At 41.6% G+C, this 23452-nt stretch carries 20 protein-coding genes and 1 pseudogene (1 of these 21 running past the window's edge); 19 read left to right on the top strand and 2 right to left on the bottom strand.

Features of this window, described 5'->3' with window-relative positions; genetic code table 11:
* Positions 1-3: 3 nt before the first annotated feature.
* Positions 4-1635 carry a membrane protein insertase YidC gene (gene yidC, locus HYD28_02350; protein ID QLE07904.1) on the top strand — a complete coding sequence of 544 codons (1632 nt, stop codon included), beginning with the start codon at positions 4-6 and terminating at the stop codon, positions 1633-1635.
* Between the two features lie 55 nt (positions 1636-1690).
* Here the strand turns inward: yidC and HYD28_02345 are convergent, their stop codons facing one another.
* Both HYD28_02345 and HYD28_02340 read right to left on the bottom strand, forming a co-directional pair.
* Positions 1691-2896 (bottom strand): PepSY domain-containing protein, encoded by a 1206-nt coding sequence (locus tag HYD28_02345; protein ID QLE07903.1) that lies wholly within the window; start codon positions 2894-2896, stop codon positions 1691-1693.
* A gap of 9 nt (positions 2897-2905) precedes the next feature.
* Positions 2906-5053 (bottom strand): TonB-dependent siderophore receptor, encoded by a 2148-nt coding sequence (locus HYD28_02340; protein ID QLE07902.1) that lies wholly within the window; start codon positions 5051-5053, stop codon positions 2906-2908.
* Between the two features lie 207 nt (positions 5054-5260).
* Between HYD28_02340 and mnmE the strand changes: the two genes are divergently transcribed.
* The 18 genes and pseudogenes from mnmE to HYD28_02250 all read left to right on the top strand — a co-directional run.
* Positions 5261-6625 carry a tRNA uridine-5-carboxymethylaminomethyl(34) synthesis GTPase MnmE gene (gene mnmE, locus HYD28_02335; protein QLE07901.1) on the top strand — a complete coding sequence of 455 codons (1365 nt, stop codon included), beginning with the start codon at positions 5261-5263 and terminating at the stop codon, positions 6623-6625.
* A 147-nt stretch (positions 6626-6772) separates the two neighbouring features.
* On the top strand, positions 6773-7513 hold the full coding sequence (locus tag HYD28_02330) for an isocitrate lyase/phosphoenolpyruvate mutase family protein (protein QLE07900.1): 741 nt from the start codon (positions 6773-6775) through the stop codon (positions 7511-7513).
* 586 nt (positions 7514-8099) lie between these two features.
* A pseudogene (mioC, locus tag HYD28_02325) lies at positions 8100-8550 on the top strand (FMN-binding protein MioC).
* Positions 8551-8978: 428 nt separating this feature from the next.
* The gene (gene mnmG / locus HYD28_02320) at positions 8979-10868 is read left to right on the top strand and encodes a tRNA uridine-5-carboxymethylaminomethyl(34) synthesis enzyme MnmG (protein ID QLE07899.1); all 1890 of its coding nucleotides are present in this window, start codon (positions 8979-8981) and stop codon (positions 10866-10868) included.
* A 15-nt stretch (positions 10869-10883) separates the two neighbouring features.
* Positions 10884-11504 (top strand): 16S rRNA (guanine(527)-N(7))-methyltransferase RsmG, encoded by a 621-nt coding sequence (gene rsmG, locus HYD28_02315; GenBank protein QLE07898.1) that lies wholly within the window; start codon positions 10884-10886, stop codon positions 11502-11504.
* A 13-nt stretch (positions 11505-11517) separates the two neighbouring features.
* A complete protein-coding gene (locus HYD28_02310; GenBank protein QLE07897.1) occupies positions 11518-12303 on the top strand; it encodes a ParA family protein in 786 nt (261 codons plus the stop codon).
* A gap of 20 nt (positions 12304-12323) precedes the next feature.
* The gene (locus HYD28_02305; GenBank protein ID QLE07896.1) at positions 12324-13235 is read left to right on the top strand and encodes a ParB/RepB/Spo0J family partition protein; all 912 of its coding nucleotides are present in this window, start codon (positions 12324-12326) and stop codon (positions 13233-13235) included.
* A gap of 159 nt (positions 13236-13394) precedes the next feature.
* On the top strand, positions 13395-13775 hold the full coding sequence (locus HYD28_02300) for an ATP synthase subunit I (GenBank protein QLE07895.1): 381 nt from the start codon (positions 13395-13397) through the stop codon (positions 13773-13775).
* 15 nt (positions 13776-13790) lie between these two features.
* Positions 13791-14648: a F0F1 ATP synthase subunit A gene (gene atpB / locus HYD28_02295; protein ID QLE07894.1), complete on the top strand. Its 858-nt coding sequence runs from the start codon at positions 13791-13793 to the stop codon at positions 14646-14648.
* Between the two features lie 56 nt (positions 14649-14704).
* Complete coding sequence (atpE, locus tag HYD28_02290) at positions 14705-14938, top strand: F0F1 ATP synthase subunit C (protein ID QLE07893.1); 234 nt, start codon at positions 14705-14707, stop codon at positions 14936-14938.
* Between the two features lie 42 nt (positions 14939-14980).
* Positions 14981-15451 carry a F0F1 ATP synthase subunit B gene (gene atpF, locus HYD28_02285; GenBank protein ID QLE07892.1) on the top strand — a complete coding sequence of 157 codons (471 nt, stop codon included), beginning with the start codon at positions 14981-14983 and terminating at the stop codon, positions 15449-15451.
* Positions 15452-15467: 16 nt separating this feature from the next.
* Positions 15468-16001 (top strand): F0F1 ATP synthase subunit delta, encoded by a 534-nt coding sequence (gene atpH, locus HYD28_02280; protein QLE07891.1) that lies wholly within the window; start codon positions 15468-15470, stop codon positions 15999-16001.
* Between the two features lie 14 nt (positions 16002-16015).
* Positions 16016-17557, top strand: coding sequence for a F0F1 ATP synthase subunit alpha (atpA, locus tag HYD28_02275; protein ID QLE07890.1), 1542 nt, complete (start codon positions 16016-16018; stop codon positions 17555-17557).
* A gap of 59 nt (positions 17558-17616) precedes the next feature.
* Positions 17617-18477, top strand: a complete 861-nt coding sequence (gene atpG / locus HYD28_02270; GenBank protein ID QLE07889.1) for a F0F1 ATP synthase subunit gamma — start codon at positions 17617-17619, stop codon at positions 18475-18477.
* A gap of 32 nt (positions 18478-18509) precedes the next feature.
* A complete protein-coding gene (gene atpD / locus HYD28_02265) occupies positions 18510-19895 on the top strand; it encodes a F0F1 ATP synthase subunit beta (protein QLE07888.1) in 1386 nt (461 codons plus the stop codon).
* 13 nt (positions 19896-19908) lie between these two features.
* On the top strand, positions 19909-20331 hold the full coding sequence (gene atpC / locus HYD28_02260) for a F0F1 ATP synthase subunit epsilon (GenBank protein QLE07887.1): 423 nt from the start codon (positions 19909-19911) through the stop codon (positions 20329-20331).
* 272 nt (positions 20332-20603) lie between these two features.
* Positions 20604-21962 carry a bifunctional UDP-N-acetylglucosamine diphosphorylase/glucosamine-1-phosphate N-acetyltransferase GlmU gene (glmU, locus tag HYD28_02255; GenBank protein QLE07886.1) on the top strand — a complete coding sequence of 453 codons (1359 nt, stop codon included), beginning with the start codon at positions 20604-20606 and terminating at the stop codon, positions 21960-21962.
* Between the two features lie 142 nt (positions 21963-22104).
* Positions 22105-23452, top strand: the 5' portion of a protein-coding gene (locus HYD28_02250) for a choice-of-anchor I family protein (GenBank protein ID QLE07885.1). Its footprint extends 491 nt past the window's final position; the window shows 1348 of its 1839 coding nt (coding positions 1-1348); its start codon is at positions 22105-22107; the stop codon falls past the right edge of the window.

Here is a 23452-nt window from a genome sequence, read left to right as displayed (position 1 = left end):
GTTATGGAATCGCAACGCACGTTTTTATTAATCGGCTTGATGCTTGTGTCGTTTTTATTATTTCAAGAATGGAATAACGACTACAACGCACCAAAAGCTGATCCAAGTGCCACAACACAAACACTAGGCGCAACTACACCGGAATCTGATGACTTTATTCCAGCATCATCTGACGGTGAAGTTCCAGCTGCTACTACAGCAAAGCGCTCAGTTATCGATGTAACAACTGATGTATTCACTGTTAAGATTGACACCCGTGGTGGTGACATCATTGAGACAGACTTACTTCAGTACGAAGAAGATAAAGGCAGTAACACACCTTATATGCTATTAGGTGAGTTTGATGGTAAACAATACTTCTCACAAAGTGGCTTAATTGGTTTAAATGGCCCAGATGCAACTGTTGAGGGCCGCCCTGTTTATAAAACCACACAAAAAGCATTCACTTTAACGGGTGATGAACTACGTGTACCACTAGAGTTTACTGACAGTAAAGGTGTGACGTTTACTAAAACTTATATCTTCAAAAAAGGCGACTACGCTGTAGATTTAGAGTACACAGTAAACAACGTAACAGCTGATCCAATTCAAGTGCAGTTATACACACAAGTAAAACGCACAGTACAAGAAAAAGGTAGTCTAGTAGATCAAAACTACTTAGGCGGCGCATATGGTACTGAAGAAGAGCCATATGAAAAGTACAGCTTCTCAGATATGGCTGATAAGAACCTTAATATCACTACATCTGGCGGCTACATTGCATTTATTCAACACTACTTTGTAAGTGCATGGGTACCTAAGCAAGACCAACAAAACACTCTTTACACTAAGCTTGTATCTGGTAATGCGGCAATTATTGGTACTAAAGGTGAAGCAGTTAACGTACAAGCGGGTACGCAAGCAACACTTAGCTCAACTTACTACATGGGTCCGAAAGAGTCTGACGTACTAGAAGCAATTCACCCAGACTTAGATTTAACCGTAGACTACGGTTGGTTATGGTTTATCTCACAACCACTATTCGTATTACTTAAGTGGTTACACAGCATCCTAGGTAACTGGGGTCTAGCTATCATTGCAATCACTGTTATCGTTAAGACAGCAATGTACCCGCTAACAAAAGCACAATACACGTCAATGGCGAAGATGCGTGCATTACAGCCTAAAATGGCAGCTCTAAAAGAGAAGTATGGTGATGACCGTCAAAAATTCGGTCAAGCTATGATGGAAATGTACCGCAAAGAAAAAGTGAACCCTATGGGTGGCTGTTTCCCGCTGTTACTACAAATGCCAATCTTCTTAGCATTATTCTACGTATTCTTAGAGTCAACTGAGCTACGTCATGCTGAATTCATTTTATGGCTAAATGACTTATCAGCAATGGACCCATACTACGTATTACCTGTTTTATTTGGTTTAAGTATGTTCATCACTCAAAAGCTGCAACCTATGACGGTTACTGACCCTATGCAGCAAAAAATGATGACCTTTATGCCAGTAGTATTCTCTATTTTCTTCTTATGGTTCCCATCTGGCCTAGTACTTTACTGGTTAGTATCGAACCTTATCTCAATCGCACAGATGCTAATCATCTACCGCGGTATGGAGAAAAAAGGTATTAAGGTAAGAGGCTAAACTCTCTACCCAACAAAAAGGCGCAAACTGCGCCTTTTTTAATGCCTGAAAATAGCTAACCGAGAATAGGTGAATAAACCTGATTGGGCACACTTCGCTCAGTAAAGCTCAAACTCGTAGTTAGCAGCGAAGCAACCACCAAACCAATTGCAATTCCCCCAGATAATCCAAGCCACTTTCCAGCTGTTGTTTTACGCTTAACCCTAAGCCAACTCATATAGATGCCTGCAGCGCTTACAAAGCTCATCAATGCACCAAATAGCGCCCAAATAAGCTTGGTACCAATTCCTGCAAAGTTACCAAAGTGCAGCGGATCTGCGGTGTCTTTAATTCGAGGTAGCAGATGTAATTCTTCTCCTTTTTGTATACCAAGTACCTCACCTGAAATTGGTTTTAAATAAACCCTGTTAGCACGCAGGCGTAGTAAAATATCATCGTTATAACCGCGCACTTCAATAGGCTGATTTGCTTCATTAGGATAACGAATATAGCGAATATCAAGGCTAGTAAATGCCTGTTGAGCGGCTTCATAAGCAGCTGCTAAACTAATTGGCGATAGACCTTTGCGAAGACTTTGTTTTTTAAACTCACTCAAGGCTTGTGGACTAGATACATAGTGAGGTACCTTCGCGGTTTGCAGCCCATGTTCTACCAGATACCAAACCCCTGTGATGGCCATCACAGCAATAAACCATAAACTCCAAAGCCCTAACAGCTTATGCCAATCAGACCAACTACTGCGCTTATCAAGGCAAAGCGCAGCAGGCTTTTTCATAAAGCCTTGCCACCAGCGCCGATACACATAAATACTCGAGACCAATAAAATAACAAGTAAAATACTCAAACTGGTGACGATTAATTTACCCGTCCAGCCCATCGACAAATTCATATGCCAGTTACGTAAAAACCGCGATATTCGCGCCCACTCTCCTTCACCGAGTAAGCGACCCGTTGCTGCATCTAAATACACAAAACGAAATGAATCACCGACTTTAAGGGCCGCTTCAGTGGCTAGGTAATCTTGCTTATGACGTTGTATATAGAGTAACTGAGCTTGCGGATAATGCTTATTAAGGGTGTTTTCGAGAGCTTGGTAGTTAGTAGAGGCAGAAGAAGTTAAAGCACGGTACTTAGCGTCTGTTAAGTATTCGAGTTCATGACTTAACGTAGCGAGTGTGCCCGATACGCAGGTAACAAAAAGCAGGACTCCAACAAAGAGTCCTGCCCATGAATGTAAGTTAAACCAACTTTTAGCGTTCACACGCCACCATTAAAAGTTGTATTTAGCACTTAAATAGACACGGCGTGGTTCACCAGGAAAGTGCCCTGTTCGCTCGATAAAGCCACTGCTTGCGTATTCTTTATCAAACAAGTTCTTAACTGATAGCTGCCATTGCCAGTTATCAACGGTTGTTTGCCACGCCATGTTGTAAATAGTGTAAGGTTTAACGCGTTGACCACCTAAACTAAGCTGTTCATCAACATAATCTAAACCAGCAGAAATAGATGACGATAAACTAGCTAGCTCATAGCGTGTCCATATACCTAAAGTATTTTGCGGTGCGTTGGCAAATTTATCGCTATCAGGAATTTGGTTACGAATACTGTCATTTGCTTCAGTAATACGGGCATCATTATAGGCGTAGCTTGCAGTAACCACCCAGCGCTCAGTGATATCACCAACCACTTCTAGTTCAAAACCTTTACTTTGAACTTCACCCACCGCAACTAAGTCATCAACGCCGTCGCCTGCAACATCACCCAATAAACTAGGCTGCAGAATGTTTTTACGTACGATATCGTACACAGCCATATTAACAGCAAGTGTGTCTTCTAATAATTTGGTTCTTAAACCTAACTCATTAATACGGCTAGTCTCTGGCGAGAATGGTCCGCCTTTTGCTGTTTCTTGATCACTGGCACCCTGTGGTACAAAGCCAGTACCATGAAGCGCATAAGGAAAGAACATATTGTTAATGTTATAGCTGGTACCAATACGGTAGGTTAAGTCGCTATCAGAAAACTCGGTTTGATTTAACAGATCTTTATCTTCAAAACGATCATATCTTAAGCCAGCAGTAACACTCCAATTTGCAGTTATATCAAGCTGATCTTGCAAGTACGCACCAAAGCGAGTGCTGTTTGTTTTACCTAACCTTGGTTTAATACTATCAAGATCATAATCATCAGCAGAGGTTAAACCATATTCAGGATCGTTAAGAGCAAGGCCTGGTACAGGGCCTCCTTTACTCTGTTGCTTTGCTGTGCGGTAAGCACTTTCAAAGTCATGCTCATACCAGTCACTACCAAGCAGCACTTGATGTTGCATGTCTGCAATTATAAATTCTGCAATCGCATTAGCAGTTAAACTAAAGCCTTCGTTTTCACGTACTTGATCACGAAACTCACGATGGCTCCAATCTACAATACCGTCGTCATCAGTATCTACAAGCCCTCTTGGCTCATGGTAGTTTTGTACTTCTTTGTTATCAAAATAGCGTGTTGTGACATCTGTTCGCCAAATATCATTAAATTCATGTTTTAAAGTCGCCTGATAGACATGCGCTTCAACATTTTGAAAGTCAGTAGCTTCGTTATGGTTCCAGCTAATATCAGTCAGAAAATGTCCATTATCATCTGCCGCTACACCACGTAAACGTGCTCCACCCAACTCTTGCTCTATATAGGTATACTGAGTGGTCAATTCGGTTGCACTGTTAATAAGCCACGTATAACCAAGATCAACAATAGTATTATCGCTGCTAGTGTTAGCACGGAATGGCTTTTCAGTATCACGGTAAAGACCAACACGGTAAGCATGATTATCAAGTGATTCACTCAATGTTCCAGTGCTTTCTAATGCACCACTGAAGAAGTCATCATTACCTACTTCAACTTCAATACTGTGTTCACTGGTGAATTTAGGCTTCTTAGTTACATAGTTAATAATACCGCCTGGATTACCACTACCATATATAGCGCCAGCAGGCCCTTTTAAAACCGCAACTTGTTCAATATTAAATAATTGCGGTACAGCAAAACCATTGAAAGGGTCGCCCTTTACGCCATCATATAAAATCTCATCTTGGCGGAAACCACGGAATGTCACGCCCGAATAACTAAAAGCATTAACGCCAGCAATATTGCTATAAAGGTCGGTAATTTGACGAGCAGCCTGATCGCTGATCAGCTCCTGCGGCAGAATTTGGATTGACTGAGGAATTTTCTCTAAAGGTGTATTTGTACGAGTTGCAAAGCTTGACTCGGTTGGGCGATATAAAGAAAACGCACGGCCAACAACTTCTATTTTTTCGATCTCTTTAGAATTGGTTTGATCAGAAGTAGTAACTTCTGTTTGAGCATGGACAATGGCCGAAAAACCAGCAGCAAGTGCAATAAAAACAGCAGAAAGACGCATAATAAAAAGGGACAAAATGAATAATGCGAAACATGTTAATGAATATAATTATCATTTGCAATGCCGTTTTTTATTAATCGGAGCTAAATAAAGTATTACTTACAATGCGCTTTTAACACTTCATTGGTTAAACAGCTATTCGCATGAAATTAAGCCATAGGTTACAATAGAGCCAGCATTCATTCTTTTATTGGCATTTTTCATCGCATGATTAATCAAGACACAATTGCAGCACAAGCGACCGCACCAGGACGTGGTGGGGTTGGTATTATTCGCGTCTCTGGCAGCTTAGCTAAAACAGTGGCAGAGCACATTATTGGCCGTTGTCCTAAAACACGTTACGCAGACTATGTGCCATTTAAAAGCTTGAGCGGTGAGCAGCTTGACCAAGGTATTGCTATATACTTCCAAGGACCAAATTCATTTACCGGTGAAGACGTACTTGAGCTGCAAGGTCATGGCGGTCCTGTTGTACTTGATATGCTATTAAAAGAAATTAGCCAAATTAACGGTGTTCGTTTAGCAAAGCCGGGGGAGTTCTCTGAGCGCGCATTTATGAATGACAAGCTTGATTTAACTCAAGCTGAGGCAATTGCCGATCTCATCAATGCAACCAGTGAACAGGCAGCAAAAAGTGCCCTCCAATCTCTGCAAGGTGAATTTTCTAAGCACATCGAAACGCTGGTGGAAAAAGTCATTCACCTACGTATGTACGTTGAAGCCGCTATTGACTTTCCAGATGAAGAAATCGACTTCCTATCAGACGGTAAAGTATCAGCAGATCTCAATGCCATTATTGATCAATTAGAAAATGTAACTCAGCAAGCAAAACAAGGTAGCATCATGCGTGAAGGTATGCGTGTTGTTATTGCAGGTCGCCCTAACGCTGGTAAATCAAGCCTATTAAATGCATTAGCTGGCCGAGATGCAGCTATCGTTACCGAAATAGCCGGTACAACACGTGACGTATTGCGTGAACATATCCACATTGATGGTATGCCACTGCATATTATCGATACCGCAGGCCTACGCGAAAGCCCTGATAGAGTAGAACAAATTGGTATAGAGCGCGCATGGGAAGAAATTAACCAAGCCGATCGCGTACTATTTATGTTAGACGGCACAGACACATCAGCCACTGACCCTCATGATATTTGGCCGGAATTTATGGCCAAGTTACCAGAGGGTATGGGCGTTACTGTGATCCGAAATAAAGCCGATATTTCAGGTGAAAATGTCGGAATGGATGAACATGAACAATATCCGGTGATCCGTTTAAGTGCCAAAAATGCAGAAGGTATAGAGTTAGTTCGTACTCACTTAAAGGCATGTATAGGTTTCCAAGGGGCAACTGAAGGTGGATTTATGGCACGCCGTCGTCACTTAGATGCACTTGATCACGCAGCCTATCATTTAAACACAGGCAAAGAGCAATTAGAGATGCATATTGCTGGTGAGATCCTGGCTGAAGAGTTACGCCTAACACAACAGTTCTTAAATGAGATTACGGGTGAATTTACTTCTGATGACTTGCTAGGAAAAATCTTTAGTTCGTTCTGTATCGGTAAATAAATTCCGGTCATCAATATTATAAAAAAGAGTCTTGCGACTCTTTTTTTTGTTTTTAATTCAGTAATCAATTATCGGTTCAGGGCCGAAACCAGCCAGTAATTAAACCCAAATCAATTAGTCTAGCGATGTCATTAAACGGAGGACGTCATGGACAAATATCAACTCTTTCATCAATTACACCACCAGCAAATAGGCTTTGTACTCGCTAATGCGTGGGATCTTAGTTCAGCACAATTCATTCAGGCCGCAGGAGCTAAAGCTGTAGCAACAACCAGCTGGGGCATTGCTGAAAGTTTAGGTTTAGCTGATGGTGAGAACATCTCTTTTCAAACTCAGTTAGCGCTGGTTAAAAGCTTGACCAAATACATACATATTCCACTCTCTGTCGATATAGAATCAGGATACAGTAACGATCCGCTGCAAATTAGCCAAAACGTTCTTGCGTTAGCAAAATTGGGGGTTGCAGGTATCAACATTGAAGACTCAGACAAAGACACGAATGCACTCAGATCTATCAAACAGCAATGCACTATTATTAGTGAGATAAAGAAAGTACTTAACGAAAATGGCTTCGGCAGTTTATTTATTAACGCCAGAACCGATACCTACTTTGTTAGTGACAGCCCTTTTAAAGTCACATTGAAGCGCGCAAAAGCTTATCAAGATGCAGGTGCAGATGGTCTTTTTGTACCTGGCTTAACTAATATAGAGCACATAACCAGCTTAGCTAACGCGATAGATATGCCACTAAATGTGATGGCTATGAACAATTTTAACTCAGCAAAAGCCGCTTTCGCTGGTGGCGCAAAACGATTTTCATTGGGTAATTCGCTCTATGATCTAGTCGGTAATACGATAAAAAACAGTTTAACTCAGATCGAAAACTAACTTAGCGAGCTAAAAAATCAGATCAAAACAGCTTTTAAGATCGAATTTAGCTAAAAATGTTATCCACATTTGAGGCTTTTTTAGATCTAAAGGCTGATTTGATCATAAAAAAACGCTGAAATTTGAACTTATTTACAAACAACAGCCCTTTTTGATAATTAATTTTCTAAAAAGCAGCCTTTATTTGCCCATATTTAAGTTTTTTTCGATCTATTTTATTGATCGCAAATTACAAACCGATCGTTATCAACAAGCGATCTATCCACAAAACGATCATACTCTCCATTTTAATCCGATCTAAAAACTAAAGCGCTTACACACAATTAAAGATCAACAACTTAGCAAAGTTATACAGTTTCTAAATTCTAGCTTGATCAGAACTTTCCCCAAATTTATTAACAGCTTGATCAAAGGGTTTAATTTACGAATAAATATAAAAAACCATTAAAAACAGTAAATTATAAAAAACATTGAATTTAAGCCGTTATTTTAGGCAGAAAAACTTATTCAGATCGTAATTCAACGCTTTACTCACACCCTAACTTAGTTATCATGTGGCCACTTATTTCTATACATGATCAATCACATGCAATCAGTAAATATCATCGTTGGCAGCCAAATGGGATCTGCTGAATACGTGGCAGAGCAACTAACAGAAGCCCTTGAACAACAAGGGATCCAAGTGCAGCTTCATGAACAGCCTGTATTTGATGATATTGATCAGCAAGATACTATTTGGTTGTTATGTACTTCTACATATGGCGCGGGAGACTACCCAGAGAAACCTACTGCCATTTGTTGAATCTATTAACCAACAGGCTGATCTTAAAGGATTAAACTACAGTGTGATCGGATTAGGCGACACTAGCTACGACACCTATAACTATGCAGGCCGTAATCTAGATGAGTTATTAGCAAATAAAGGTGCAAACCGCGTGGCAGAACGCTTAGAGCTAAATATTCTTGATGAAGCGTTACCAGAAGACACAGCTTTAGCTTGGTTACCAAGCTGGATCGAGGCTGTAGGACTCAATTAAGCCGATCGGTGTTGATCGTTGTAATAAAAGTTACCCACAATTTACTGATAATTTAGATCGGATTGTGGATAAACACTGATCTAACTGCGATTTTAACCTAGTTTATCCCTTGGATAAGATCCAACCGATATTGCCCTGTGTATAAATAGCCCTTTTGATCAAAGCTTTTACGCCGGAAGATCCGATCATACTAACACCTTTAGATCTGCCTTAAAGCAATGTTTTAAAAAGCAAATTGAACATTATCAACAGATCTAGCCCTCACTAGTAGTAAGAGTAATAAAAGATCTCTTTAAAAGATCCTTTATATTATTAGAGATCACCCACTTAGATCTTGAGCACTGTTTAATCATTTATCTTCTCTAAATTTCTAGGTAGAATACGCTCCCTTTACAAAGTTTTGCTGGTTGATTAGTAGGATCCCATAAATGATTTTTCACGAACGTTTTGATGTTATTGTTGTAGGTGGTGGGCATGCAGGTACTGAAGCTGCATTAGCATCTGCTCGCATGGGCATGAATACCCTATTGCTAACTCATAATATGGATACTCTTGGTCAAATGTCTTGTAATCCGGCAATTGGCGGTATTGGTAAAGGCCATTTAGTTAAAGAGATCGATGCACTTGGTGGTGCAATGGCTCAGGCTATCGATAAAGGTGGTATTCAATTTCGTACTTTAAACTCATCTAAAGGCCCTGCAGTACGTGCTACACGTGCGCAAGCTGACCGTGCTTTGTATAAAGCCGCTATTCAACACACTTTACAACATCAAGAAAATTTAAAGATCTTCCAGCAGTCATGTGACGATCTAATCGTTGAAGGCGATCGAGTAATCGGTGTTGTAACTCAAATGGGTCTTCGTTTTAGTGCGCCTTCAGTGGTTCTTACTGTGGGTACTTTCTTAGGTGGTCAGATCCATATTGGTTTAGAGAACTTCAAAGGGGGTCGTGCTGGTGATCCACCTTCAATTGCACTTGCAGAGCGTTTACGTGAATTACCGTTCCGTGTTGATCGTTTAAAAACAGGCACGCCTCCTCGTATTGATGCGCGTACTGTTGATTTTAGCAAGATGCAAGAACAGCCTGGTGATACTCCTACTCCTGTATTCTCATTTATGGGTAAACAATCGGATCACCCACAGCAGATCCCGTGTTACATCACTTATACAAATGAAAAAACACATGATGTGATCCGTAATAACCTGCATCGTTCACCTATGTACTCTGGTGTTATTGAAGGTATTGGTCCACGTTACTGCCCATCAATTGAAGATAAGATCGTACGTTTTGCTGATAAAGATAAACATCAAATCTTTGTTGAGCCAGAAGGCTTAACATCATACGAATTATATCCAAATGGTATCTCGACGAGTTTACCATTTGATGTGCAACTTGAAATTGTGCAATCAATTACTGGCTTTGAAAATGCACATATCTGTCGTCCTGGTTATGCCATTGAGTATGATTTCTTTGATCCACGAGACTTAAAACAATCATTAGAAACTAAGTTTATTAATGGTTTATTCTTCGCAGGCCAGATCAATGGCACAACAGGCTACGAAGAAGCTGGTGCGCAAGGTTTAATTGCTGGTATGAACGCAGCATTACAAGTACAAGGTAAAGAACCTTGGACACCTCGTCGTGATGAAGCATATACAGGTGTACTGATTGATGACTTAGCAACATTAGGTACTAAAGAACCGTACCGTATGTTTACCAGCCGTGCTGAATACCGTTTATTACTTCGTGAAGATAATGCCGACATTCGTTTAACTGCTAAAGGCCGTGAACTTGGCTTAGTTGACGATGCTCGTTGGGCTGCCTTCAACGAAAAAATGGAAATCATTGAAAAAGAAACACAACGCTTAAAAGAAACCTGGATCCATAAAGATCACCTGGCTGTTGATCAAGTAAATGCGTTATTAAAAACACCACTTACTCGTGAAGCGAGCCTTGAAGATCTGATCCGTCGTCCTGAAGTTCGTTATAACGACCTAATGGCGATCGATGGTTTAGGCTCTGAGTTCGATAACCAAGCTGCACTTGAGCAAGTTGAGATCCATACTAAGTACGCAGGCTATATTGCTCGTCAACAAGATGAGATCAATAAGCAGCTACGTCATGAACAAACTGTATTACCAAAAGACTTTGATTATTCAACTGTTTCTGGTTTATCAAATGAGGTTATCGCGAAACTTACTGATAGTCGTCCAGATACAATTGGCCAAGCATCACGTATTTCAGGTATCACCCCTGCAGCTATTTCGCTATTATTAGTCTATCTGAAAAAGCAAGGCTTACTGCGCAAGACTGCGTAATTGGTGAGGAATACAGTGTTACAACAACAATTAACTTCACTGTTAGCGCAAACTGATATTGCGCTAACAGAAAAGCAGCAACAACAACTTGTACAATATGTTGAATTATTAGACAAGTGGAACAAAGCATATAATTTAACCTCTGTTCGTTTACCTGAAGAAATGATGGTTAAACATATCATGGATAGCTTAGTTGTTGCGCCACACCTTAAAGGCAAACATTACATTGATGTTGGTACGGGTCCTGGTTTACCGGGTATCGTATTAGCCATCGCTTTACCTGATACACAATTTGTATTGTTAGATAGTTTAGGTAAACGCGTGCGCTTTTTGATGCAGGTAAAACATGCACTTGGCCTTGAAAATGTAACCCCAGTGCAGTCTAGAGTTGAAGAATATCAACCAAGTGTTAAATTAGATGGTGTATTAAGTCGTGCATTTGCCTCTTTACAAGATATGGTTGACTGGTGTGCGCACTTGATTGATCATTCAGGTAAATTTATCGCCTTAAAAGGCGTATTTCCGAGCGAAGAACTAGACTCATTACCTAAAGGTATTAAGTTTGATGAAAAAATCAGCTTGGAAGTACCTGAGTTAGATGCGCAAAGACATCTAATCATTCTTTCTAAAGACTAGGGATCAGAGCACTGTGGCAAAAGTCATCGCATTAGCAAACCAAAAAGGTGGTGTTGGTAAAACAACCACCGCTGTGAATCTTGCGGCATCGATGGCCGCGACGAAGCGTAAAGTGTTATTAATCGATCTTGATCCGCAAGGAAACGCTACCATGGGTAGTGGTGTCGATAAATACGGTGATGTTGCGACTATTTACGATTTATTGATTGAAGAAACACCAATCGATGAAGTTATCAATAAAGAAACCTCAGGTGAGTATCACTTAATTGCTGCTAATGGCGATGTGACTGCCGCTGAAGTTAAATTAATGGAATTGTTTGCGCGTGAAGTGCGTTTACGTAATGCGCTTGAACAAATTCAAGACCAATACGATTTCATTTTTATCGACTGCCCGCCTTCACTTAACATGCTTACTGTTAATGCAATGGCTGCCGCAGATTCAATTTTAGTTCCGATGCAATGTGAGTATTATGCCCTTGAAGGTTTAACGGCATTAATGGATACCATTACTCAGCTATCTAAGCTAGTAAATCCAGCGTTAACAATTGAAGGGATTTTGCGCACCATGTATGATCCGCGCAATCGCCTTGCAAATGATGTATCAGAACAACTCAAACAACATTTTGGCGATAAAGTATATCGTACCGTTATCCCACGTAATGTCCGTTTAGCAGAAGCGCCGAGTTTTGGTGCCCCTGCCATGTATTATGACCGTGCATCAAGTGGTGCTAAAGCTTACTTAGCCCTAGCCGGCGAAATGTTACGTAGAAAAGAGAAAACATCTTCAGCAGTAGCCTAACTTCGAGGTAAAAAAATAACATGTCTGCTAAAAAACGCGGTTTAGGCCGAGGACTCGACGCTTTATTAAGTTCATCAAAACCTGCCCCAAGTGCAAATAATCAGCAACAAGCGACAGCAACACCAGAGCAAGTCTCTGAGGTCGTTGCAGAGCAAAGTAAAGGTGAGCTGCAAAAGTTAGCGATTGAGTTTTTACAATCGGGTAAATATCAACCGCGTAAAGACATGTCTGAAGAAGCGCTTGAAGAGTTAGCTAACTCAATACGTGCTCAAGGCATCATTCAGCCGATTGTTGTGCGCCAAATTGGTGCAGAAAAATATGAGATTATCGCCGGTGAACGTCGTTGGCGTGCTGCTCAACTTGCAAAATTAGATGCTGTTCCATGTATCATCAAAGATGTACCTGATGAGGCGGCCGTTGCTATCGCGCTTATAGAAAATATTCAACGTGAAGATCTAAATGCGATGGAAGAAGCGATTGCGTTAAATCGTTTACTTAACGAATTTGAACTAACTCATCAACAAGTCGCCGAGGCAGTTGGTAAATCTCGTACTACTGTGACTAATTTACTACGCCTAAATAATCTCAATGAAGATGTTAAAATTTTGTTAGAGCATGGCGACATTGAAATGGGTCATGCACGTTGTTTGTTAGCACTTGAAGGCGAAGCGCAATCAGATGCTGCTCGATTAGCCGTTGCTAAAGCTTTAACTGTTCGTGAAACTGAAAAGCTTGTGCGTTCTATTTTAGAACCAGCCCCAAAGAAAGAAGTGCAAGAAAAAGATCCTGATGTCAAACAGTTAGAACAAAAGCTTGCTGAAAATTTAGGCGCTAAAGTAGAAATAAACTACAATAAAAAAGGCAAAGGCAAACTGGTTATCTCTTATACAACTCTTGATGAGTTAGATGGCATTTTAAGCCGTATAAATTAAGACTATTCCCGTCATTAATTAATAACATGTCCAAAAAGAGACATTTGTGGTGTTTTTGCACTACAAAGGGTCGACTCAAGTTGCAAAACTGGTAGGAATCAGTATAATTTCGCCAGTTTTCATACCCTGACAATTTAACGTTCTAAAGGTTAACAAAACGTGACTAATAGGTTAGCAAAGCCGTATAGGCTTGCCGCATTTAAATTAATTTGTCTTCAGGGTATCGTAGCATTTATCGCTGCAGTAATTGTTTTTATAGGTTGGGGAGTCAATGCCGGCCAGTCAGCGCTTGCTGGCGGAGCTGTTGCACTACTCCCTAATTTTGTATTTGCTGTCTATGCATTCCGTTATATGGGTGCAAGTCGAGTAAATCAAGTGTATGCCTCGCTAAAGCGCGGCAACGGATTAAAATTTATGCTAACAATCGTTTTGTTTGCACTGATACTGAAGTCTTATACGGTCGTTTTATTACCGTTTTTCTGTGTGTATGTATTGGTGTTATTTAGCGGATTGTTTGCGCCCGTTTTTTTTAATCATTAACTTTTGGGATATAACATGGCTGCAGAAGAAGTAACTCTATCAAGCCATATTCAGCACCACTTAACTAACGCTAAGATGTGCTCGACCGACGCTGGTCTTGCCTTCAACAAAGCGTGTGCAGACAGTGGTTTCTGGACATGGAATATAGATACCCTCGCATGGTCAATCGGTTTAGGTCTGGTATTTTTATGGATCTTCCGTGGTGCCGCTAAAAAAGCAAATACCGGTGTACCGGGTAAATTTCAGTGTTTCATTGAAATGATTGTTGAGTTCGTTGGCGACAACGTACGTGACACATACCATGGTAAAAGCGCATTAATCGCTCCATTAGCTCTAACGATTTTCGTTTGGGTGTTCTTAATGAACTTAATGGACTTGATTCCGGTTGATTTCCTACCTGCATTAGCTGGCTTTGTTGGCGAGCAAGCATTTGGTATGGATTCTCACGACGTTTACATGAAGATTGTACCTACAACAGACATCAATATGACTGCTGCACTTGCTATTGGTGTATTCATTCTGATGATCGGTTATGCAATCAAAATCAAAGGGATTGGCGGATTCTTAGCTGAATTAACGCTTCACCCGTTCAGCTCTAAAAACAAGCTAGCGATGGTGTTCTTAATCCCATGTAACTTATTACTAGAAACAATCGCTTTAGTTGCTAAGCCGTTCTCGTTAGCATTGCGTTTATTCGGTAACTTATATGCTGGTGAGTTGATTTTCATCTTGATCGGCGCAGTTGGTTTAATGCAACTACCGTTGCACTTTATTTGGGCTGTATTCCACATCTTAGTAATCGTACTGCAAGCATTCGTATTTATGATGCTTACAATCGTTTACCTAAGCATGGCAAGCTCAGATAATCACTAATTTTTTACACTTTTAAATTTTAACTTTAATTTACAATTGAAACTTTGGAGAAAAAAATGGAACTAATGATTGGTCTTAAGTACATCGCTGTTGCTCTACTTATCGGCTTCGGTGCAATCGGTACTGCTATCGGCTTCGGTAACATGGGTGGTAAATTCCTAGAAGCTTGTGCACGTCAACCTGAGCTTGCACCTTCATTACAAGTTAAGATGTTCATCCTTGCTGGTCTAATCGATGCCGTAGCTATGATCGGTGTTGGTATCGCAATGGTATTGTTGTTCGTACTTTAATATTATTTTTTGAACAGCTTACTATTTTAAGGAGGAGCGGTCGTGAACTTAACAGCCACTCTTATCGGTGAATTAATTGCATTTACGGTTTTCGTACTTTTCTGTATGAAATACGTATGGCCACCACTAAATGGTGCAATTGAAGCTCGCCAGAAGAAAATCGAAGATGGTTTAGCTGCCTCTGATAGAGCCGAAAAAGACTTAGAACTTGCGCAAAAGAAAGCTGCTGAGCAGCTTAAAGAGGCAAAAGCTCAAGCGGCTGATATCATTGAACAAGCTAAAAAGCGTGCCACGCTAATCGTTGACGAAGAAACTGTTCGTGGTCAACAAGAGCGTGAAAAAATTATTGCTCAAGGGCACTCTGAAATCGAAGCAGAGCGTAACCGTGTAACAGAAGAACTACGTAAACAAGTAGCGACGCTGGCCGTGGTTGGTGCTGAGAAGATTTTAGAGCGCGAAATCAATCAAGCCGCACACAGTGACATCGTTGAAAAACTTGTCGCTGAGCTGTAATTAGGAGGGTATGAGCATGTCTGAATTGGCTACTATCGCTCGCCCATACGCTAAAGCGGCTTTTGAACTTGCCGTTGAAAAAGGCACTGTTGAAAGTTGGAACGACATGCTGTTCTTTGCTGGCCATGTTGCCAGCAATGAGCAAGCCGCTGCCGCGCTAGCTGGATTGCCTACTGCTACTGAAAAAGCAGATCTGTTTATCAAGATCTGTGCAGAGCAGCTCAACGAACAAGGTCAGAACCTAATCAAGGTGATGGCTGAAAATGGACGTTTAGTTGCACTGCCTGCTGTTGCAGAGTTATTCGCTGAATTTAAAGCGGACTACGACAAAGAAATCGACGTTGATGTGGTTTCTGCAACACCGCTAGCTGCTGAGCAGCAAGCATCATTGGTAGCGGCACTTGAAAAACGTTTCGCACGCAAAGTTAAGCTGAATTGTAGTGAAGATACTACAGTTGTTGGCGGTCTTATCATTAAGGCGGGTGACACTGTAATTGACGGCTCAGTACGTGGCAAATTAGCCCGCTTAGCTACATCACTACAATCGTAATTGGGAAAAAGAGCATGCAACTTAATTCCACTGAAATTTCAGATCTGATCAAACAACGTATTGAGCAGTTCGAAGTTGTAAGTGAAGCTCGTAACGAAGGTACTATCGTATCTGTTACTGACGGTATCATCCGCATCCACGGTCTTGCTGACTGTATGCAAGGTGAGATGATCGAGCTTCCTGGCAACCGTTATGCTATCGCACTAAACCTTGAGCGTGACTCAGTAGGTGCTGTAGTAATGGGTCCTTACGCTGACCTTAAAGAAGGCGTAAAAGTTAAATCAACTGGTCGTATCCTAGAGGTTCCTGTTGGTCGTGGTCTACTTGGTCGTGTTGTAAACACACTAGGTGCACCTATCGACGGTAAAGGCGCTTTAGATAACGACGGTTTTGAACCTGTTGAGAAAATCGCACCAGGCGTTATCGAACGTCAATCAGTAGATGAGCCAGTACAAACTGGTTATAAATCTATCGATGCGATGATCCCAGTAGGTCGTGGTCAACGTGAGCTTGTTATCGGTGACCGCCAAACTGGTAAAACTGCATTAGCAATCGATGCAATCATCAACCAAAAAGGTACAGGCGTTAAGTGTGTGTACGTTGCAGTTGGTCAAAAAGCATCTACAATCGCTAACGTAGTACGTAAATTAGAAGAGCACGGTGCACTTGAAAACACTATCGTTGTTGTTGCATCTGCTTCTGAATCTGCGGCACTTCAGTACCTAGCACCATTCTCTGGTTGTACTATGGGTGAATACTTCCGTGACCGTGGTGAAGACGCGCTAATCGTATATGATGATTTATCTAAGCAAGCTGTTGCTTACCGTCAAATCTCATTACTACTTAAGCGTCCACCAGGCCGTGAAGCATACCCAGGTGACGTATTCTACCTTCACTCACGTCTTCTAGAGCGTGCATCACGTGTAAACGCTGATTACGTTGAGAAGTTCACTAATGGTGAAGTGAAAGGTAAAACAGGTTCACTGACGGCATTGCCAATCATTGAAACTCAAGGCGGCGACGTTTCTGCGTTCGTACCGACAAACGTTATCTCTATCACCGATGGTCAGATCTTCTTAGAAACTGACTTATTCAACTCAGGTATCCGTCCAGCTGTTAACGCTGGTATCTCGGTATCTCGTGTTGGTGGTGCAGCGCAAACTAAAATCGTTAAGAAACTAGGTGGTGGTATCCGTCTAGCGTTAGCTCAGTACCGTGAATTAGCTGCGTTCTCGCAGTTCGCGTCTGACCTTGACGATGCAACACGTGCTCAATTAGAGCATGGTGAGCGCGTAACAGAGCTAATGAAGCAGAAACAGTACGCACCAATGTCTGTTGCTGAAATGTCTCTGTCGCTATTTGCTGCTGAAAAGGGCTACCTAAAAGACATCGAAATCGCGAAAATCATGGATTTCGAAGCTGGCCTAATTTCTTATGCAAACAGCACATACGCAGAGCTAATGGCTCAAATCAATGAAACTGGTAACTACAACGCTGAGATTGAAGCTCAACTTAAAGAACTTCTAGAGAAGTTCAAGTCGACGCAAACTTGGTAATTTAGTTATGAATGGTGAGCTTTAGGTAACTAAAGCCCACCTGATTCGGAGAGAGAGTCATGGCCAGCGGAAAAGAGATTAAAAGCAAGATCGGGAGTATCAAGAATACTCAAAAGATCACCAGCGCGATGGAAATGGTTGCTGCGTCTAAAATGAAAAAAGCGCAGGAACGTGTGGCGTCAAGCCGTCCATACGCTGAAAACTTACGCCAAGTGATTGGTCGTGTTGCTCAAGCAAATCTTGATTTTACTCACCCTTTCTTAGAAGAGCGTGAAGTAAAACGAGTTGGTTATATTGTTATCTCTACTGACCGTGGTCTATGTGGTGGCTTGAACTCAAACGAGTTCAAAAAAGTTGCCCTAGACGTTAAAGCGTGGAAAGAAAAAGGCGTTGAAGCTGAGTTTACTACTTTAGGTAGCAAAGCAGCTGGCTTTTTCCAACGTTTTGGCGGTAAGTTAGTCGCTAAAAAAGCGAACTTAGGAGATACACCTTCATTACAAGACGTTATTGGTCCTGTAAAGACAATGCTAGATGCATACTCTGAAGGTAAAATTGACCGCTTATACGTAGTATTTAACAAGTTCGTTAATACTATGAAGCAAGAGCCAACAATCGATCAGTTACTCCCTTTGCCAAAAGCTGAAGAAGAAGTATCTCAACATTCTTGGGATTACTTATATGAGCCAAACCCAGATGCGATTTTAGAAGCTCTGTTAGTACGCTTTATTGAGTCTCAAGTATACCAAGGTGTAGTTGAGAACGCTGCCTCTGAACAGGCTGCCCGTATGGTTGCAATGAAAGCTGCAACAGATAACGCAGGCGACCTTATGGATGAGTTACAGCTTGTTTATAACAAGGCTCGTCAAGCTGCAATCACACAAGAAATTAGTGAGATTGTTGGCGGCTCGGCAGCAGTTTAACGCTTCGGCAAAGTTTAATGAGAGGAATAGACATGAGTTTAGGTAAGGTCGTCCAAATTATCGGCGCCGTTGTGGATATCGAATTTCCACAAGACAACGTGCCAGCCGTATATGACGCACTAAAAGTAACAGATGGCGACTTAGCTGGTTTAACTTTAGAAGTTCAACAACAGCTAGGTGGCGGTGTGGTACGTGGTATCGCACTTGGTACTACTGACGGTTTACGTCGTGGTACTGCAGTAGAAGGTACAGGTCAGCCAATCCACGTTCCTGTAGGTACGAAGACACTAGGTCGTATCATGGACGTATTAGGTAACCCTATTGATGAAGCTGGTCCAATTGGTGAAGAAGAGCGTATGTCTATTCACCGTGCAGCACCTTCTTATGAAGAACAATCAAGTTCAGTAGAACTTTTAGAGACTGGTATCAAGGTAATCGACCTTGTATGTCCATTCGCTAAAGGTGGTAAAGTTGGTCTATTCGGTGGTGCCGGTGTTGGTAAAACCGTAAACATGATGGAACTTATCCGTAACATCGCAATCGAGCACAGCGGTTACTCAGTATTCGCAGGTGTTGGTGAGCGTACTCGTGAGGGTAATGACTTCTACCATGAGATGAACGACTCAAACGTACTAGATAAAGTATCTCTAGTATACGGTCAAATGAATGAGCCACCGGGTAACCGTTTACGCGTAGCGTTAACTGGTCTTACTATGGCAGAGAAGTTCCGTGACGAAGGTCGTGACGTACTTTTCTTCGTTGATAACATCTACCGTTATACTCTAGCGGGTACAGAGGTATCAGCACTTCTAGGTCGTATGCCTTCAGCAGTAGGTTACCAACCAACTCTTGCTGAAGAAATGGGTGTACTTCAAGAGCGTATCGCATCTACTAAGACGGGTTCAATCACTTCAATCCAAGCGGTATACGTACCTGCGGATGACTTAACTGACCCATCTCCAGCAACAACGTTTGCTCACTTAGATGCAACAGTAGTACTTTCTCGTGATATCGCTTCACTTGGTATCTACCCTGCGGTAGACCCACTTGATTCATCTTCACGTCAACTTGACCCATTAGTAATCGGTCAAGAGCACTACGATACAGCGCGTGGCGTTCAAACAGTTCTTCAACGTTATAAAGAACTTAAAGACATCATCGCAATCCTAGGTATGGACGAGCTTTCTGACGAAGATAAGCAAGTTGTATCTCGTGCACGTAAAATCCAGCGCTTCCTATCTCAGCCGTTCTTCGTTGCTGAGGTATTCACAGGCGCGCCTGGTAAATACGTGTCACTTAAAGACACAATTGCTGGCTTCAAAGGTATCTTAAACGGTGAGTTTGATGATATGCCAGAGCAAGCGTTCTACATGGTTGGCTCTATTGAAGAAGCTCAAGAAAAAGCCAAAAGCATGTAATTAGGAGGGTAGTATGGCGGCTATGACTGTACATCTTGACGTAGTAAGCGCAGAAGAGAGCTTGTTCTCTGGTCTGGTTGAATCGATTCAAGTGAGTGGTAGTGAAGGTGACCTTGGTGTTAACTATGGTCACGCTCCATTATTAACTGCCCTAAAACCTGGTATGGTACGTTTGGTTAAGCAATTTGGTCACGAAGACGTGATGTATATTGCTGGCGGTACGCTAGAAGTTCAACCGGATCGCATCACGATTCTTGCAGATACTGCAGTACGTGGTGAAGACCTAGACGAGCAAGCGGCTGAAAAAGCTAAACGTGATGCTGAAGAGCAAATGGCGAATACGTCAACTGCTGAGTTAGATTATCAACAAGCTGCAGTGCAACTTGCTGAAGCAATCGCTCAACTTCGCGTAATTCAACAATTACGTAAAAAGTAAGCCTACTCGGTTTTCAAAAAGCCCACTTAATGTGGGCTTTTTTGTGCCCGAAATTCACGGCTTTCTACCCTACTTAATATTTATACTTATATCCTTCATCAAAGCTCGCTACAATAGTGTAAATTAATAGTGAATAGCTGTTTCATCCAAGGTTCAGTCCAACTCATTAGGATTGCGTATTTACACATGATGTGACTTACACAACTTTGTATGTTTCCCAGAACTCACAAAATATTGCACACCTAAAACAAAGAAAGAAGGATATTGTTTTAATGTCTCTGACTACCGTTATTCTTGCTGCGGGTAAAGGCACTCGTATGCGCTCTGCTCTACCAAAGGTTTTACACAAAGTTGCTGGTAAACCTATGGTGCAGCACGTTATTGATAATGCCACTGCCCTTGGCGCTCGTGAAACGAACCTTGTTTACGGTCATGGCCGTGAACAGCTGCAAGATGCCCTATCGCACAATCAAGTAAACTGGGTATTACAAGAAGAGCAACTAGGTACGGGTCATGCCGTGGCAGTTGCTAAAGAACACATTGCTGATGACGACACTGTATTAATTCTCTATGGTGATGTGCCACTGACAAAACGCGCTACCTTAGAGAAGTTACTCGCAGCGACACCAGAAAAAGGCTTAGCTGTATTAACCGTTACCCTAGATGACCCATCAGGTTATGGTCGTATGATCCGTGAAAATGGCAAGCTAGTGGGTATTATCGAACAAAAAGATGCCTCTGCTGAGCAACTTGCAATTAAAGAAATTAATACCGGTATTATGGCTGCCAATGGTGAGCTACTTAAACGTTGGTTAGGTAACCTATCGAACAACAACGCTCAAGGTGAATACTATTTAACAGATATCGTTGCTATGGCACATAGCGAAGGTGTTGAAATTACTTCTGCACAGCCCGAGCACCCGATGGAAGTCGAAGGCGCAAATAATCGCGTTCAACTTGCAGCTCTTGAACGTGCATACCAAGCATGGCAAGCCGAAGAGCTAATGCTTAATGGTGCTACACTTGCTGATCCTGCGCGTATTGATGTGCGTGGTGAAGTTACTACCGGCGAAGATGTACTAATCGACGTTAATGTTATTTTCGAAGGTAAAGTAACACTAGGTAATAACGTGCAAATTGGCCCTAACTGCGTACTTAAAGATTGTACTGTTGGTGATAACGTTGTAATTAAAGCTAACTCACTTGTTGAAGAAGCGAGTGTGGCTGCTAAATGTACTTTAGGCCCTTATGCTCGCCTTCGCCCTGGTGCGATTATGGAAGAAGACTCGCATATCGGTAACTTTGTTGAGATGAAAAAGACTCGCTTAGGCAAAGGCTCAAAGGCAAATCATCTTACCTACTTAGGTGACACTGAAGTTGGTGAAAAAGTGAATATTGGCGCAGGTACTATTACTTGTAACTATGATGGCGTAAACAAATCAAAAACTATTATCGGTGATAACGCCTTTATCGGTTCAAACTCATCACTAGTAGCACCGGTGAATATTGGCTCAATGGCAACGATTGGCGCAGGTTCTGTTATTACTAATACTGTTGAAGACGAGCAGCTTGCAGTAGCTCGTGGCAAACAACGTAATCTAACTGGCTGGAAGCGTCCAACCAAAAAGTAGTGAGCTACCCTACTAATTTATAAATAAAAGCGAGTTTATACTCGCTTTTTTTGTGGCTAAATTTTGTTCTCATAAAAGTGCCATATAGTTGTAATGCCTGCGTGTTGTAATTGCCTCAATACAATACCAAGGAAAAATAATAATGTTAAAAAGATCAATTATTGCGCTATCACTTTTAACTATTCTTACAGGTTGCTCGTTAGACGGTGACGACGGCAAAGATGGCCTACAAGGTGAACAAGGTCCTGCAGGTCAAAATGGTACTAACGGAATTGATGGGGAAAATGGCTCCGATGGTACTAACGGAGCTGACGGAGCAAATGGTACAGATGCAAACGCGGCTTTAAGTATAAACCTTATCGGTCGTGCAGTGCTGAACGCAGAAAGTCCGGAAGGTGCAGCAGAGATTGTCGCTTATCAAGCTTCTAAACAACGAATTTTTGCGATCAATAGTTCCGGTGATTCGGCAGTTGTGAATATCATGAAAGCCGATAGCTTTGACCGTGCAGCTTTAGTTAAAGATAACGAAGGGGTTATAAACGGCACTAATTTAACCTCAGAGATTACCCTTGCACTTAATAAGTACAGTGCGGGTGATGCAAACAGTATCGCTATTGATGCTAATAATGAACTTCTTGCAGTTGCAATGGCCGCAGATATTACCGGTGATGAAGGTTTAATCGCATTTTATGATATCAGTGGCGATGAGCCTCTGTTTATTAAGAATGTAACGGTAGGCGCCCTACCCGACATGGTTACTTTTAGCCATGATGGCAATAAGGTACTGGTTGCAAATGAAGGTGAGCCTAATGGTGATTACAGTATTGACCCTGAAGGCTCAATTAGCATTATAAATATCAATGATGGTGTAATTGCAGATACTGCTATTAGCATTACTTTTTCAGCTTATAACGACAAACAAGCAGAGCTTGAAGAGCGAGGGATTGTATTTGCTAACCCGACAGGTCGAACAATCAACGGTAATTTGATTAATACAACCGTGGCTATGGATTTAGAACCTGAATACATCAGCGTTTCGAAAGATAATAAATTTGCCTACGTGTCACTACAAGAAAATAACGCCCTTGCTATCGTCAATCTTGAAGATAATAGCCTAGAGCTTAAAGGCTTAGGTTTTAAAGATTGGTCTAATTTGCTTTTTGATGCATCTGATAAAGACGGTGGGGTTAACTTTAAATCATACCCTGGCCTCTATGGCATGTATCAACCAGATACTATTTCAAGCTTTACCTGGAAAGGTGCTAACTTTATTGTCACAGCGAACGAAGGTGATGCACGAGAATACTTCTTTGATACAAACGACGAAGCTGATTGCATAGCTAAAGGTGGTCTTGATTATGATAAAGATGACGGTTGTTTATCATATATAGATGAGACAAGAGCTAAAGACTTAACACTAGCAAGCAATTTTGACTACCTGAACAATGACAACAGTGATATTGGCCGTTTAAAAGTGACCACTGTTAAAG

Source organism: Pseudoalteromonas shioyasakiensis (assembly GCA_013391845.1).
GTDB classification, from domain to species: Bacteria; Pseudomonadota; Gammaproteobacteria; order Enterobacterales; family Alteromonadaceae; genus Pseudoalteromonas; species Pseudoalteromonas apostichopi.
The sequence above is the reverse complement of the archived record's forward strand: the minus strand, read 5'-3'. Positions and strand labels throughout refer to the sequence as shown.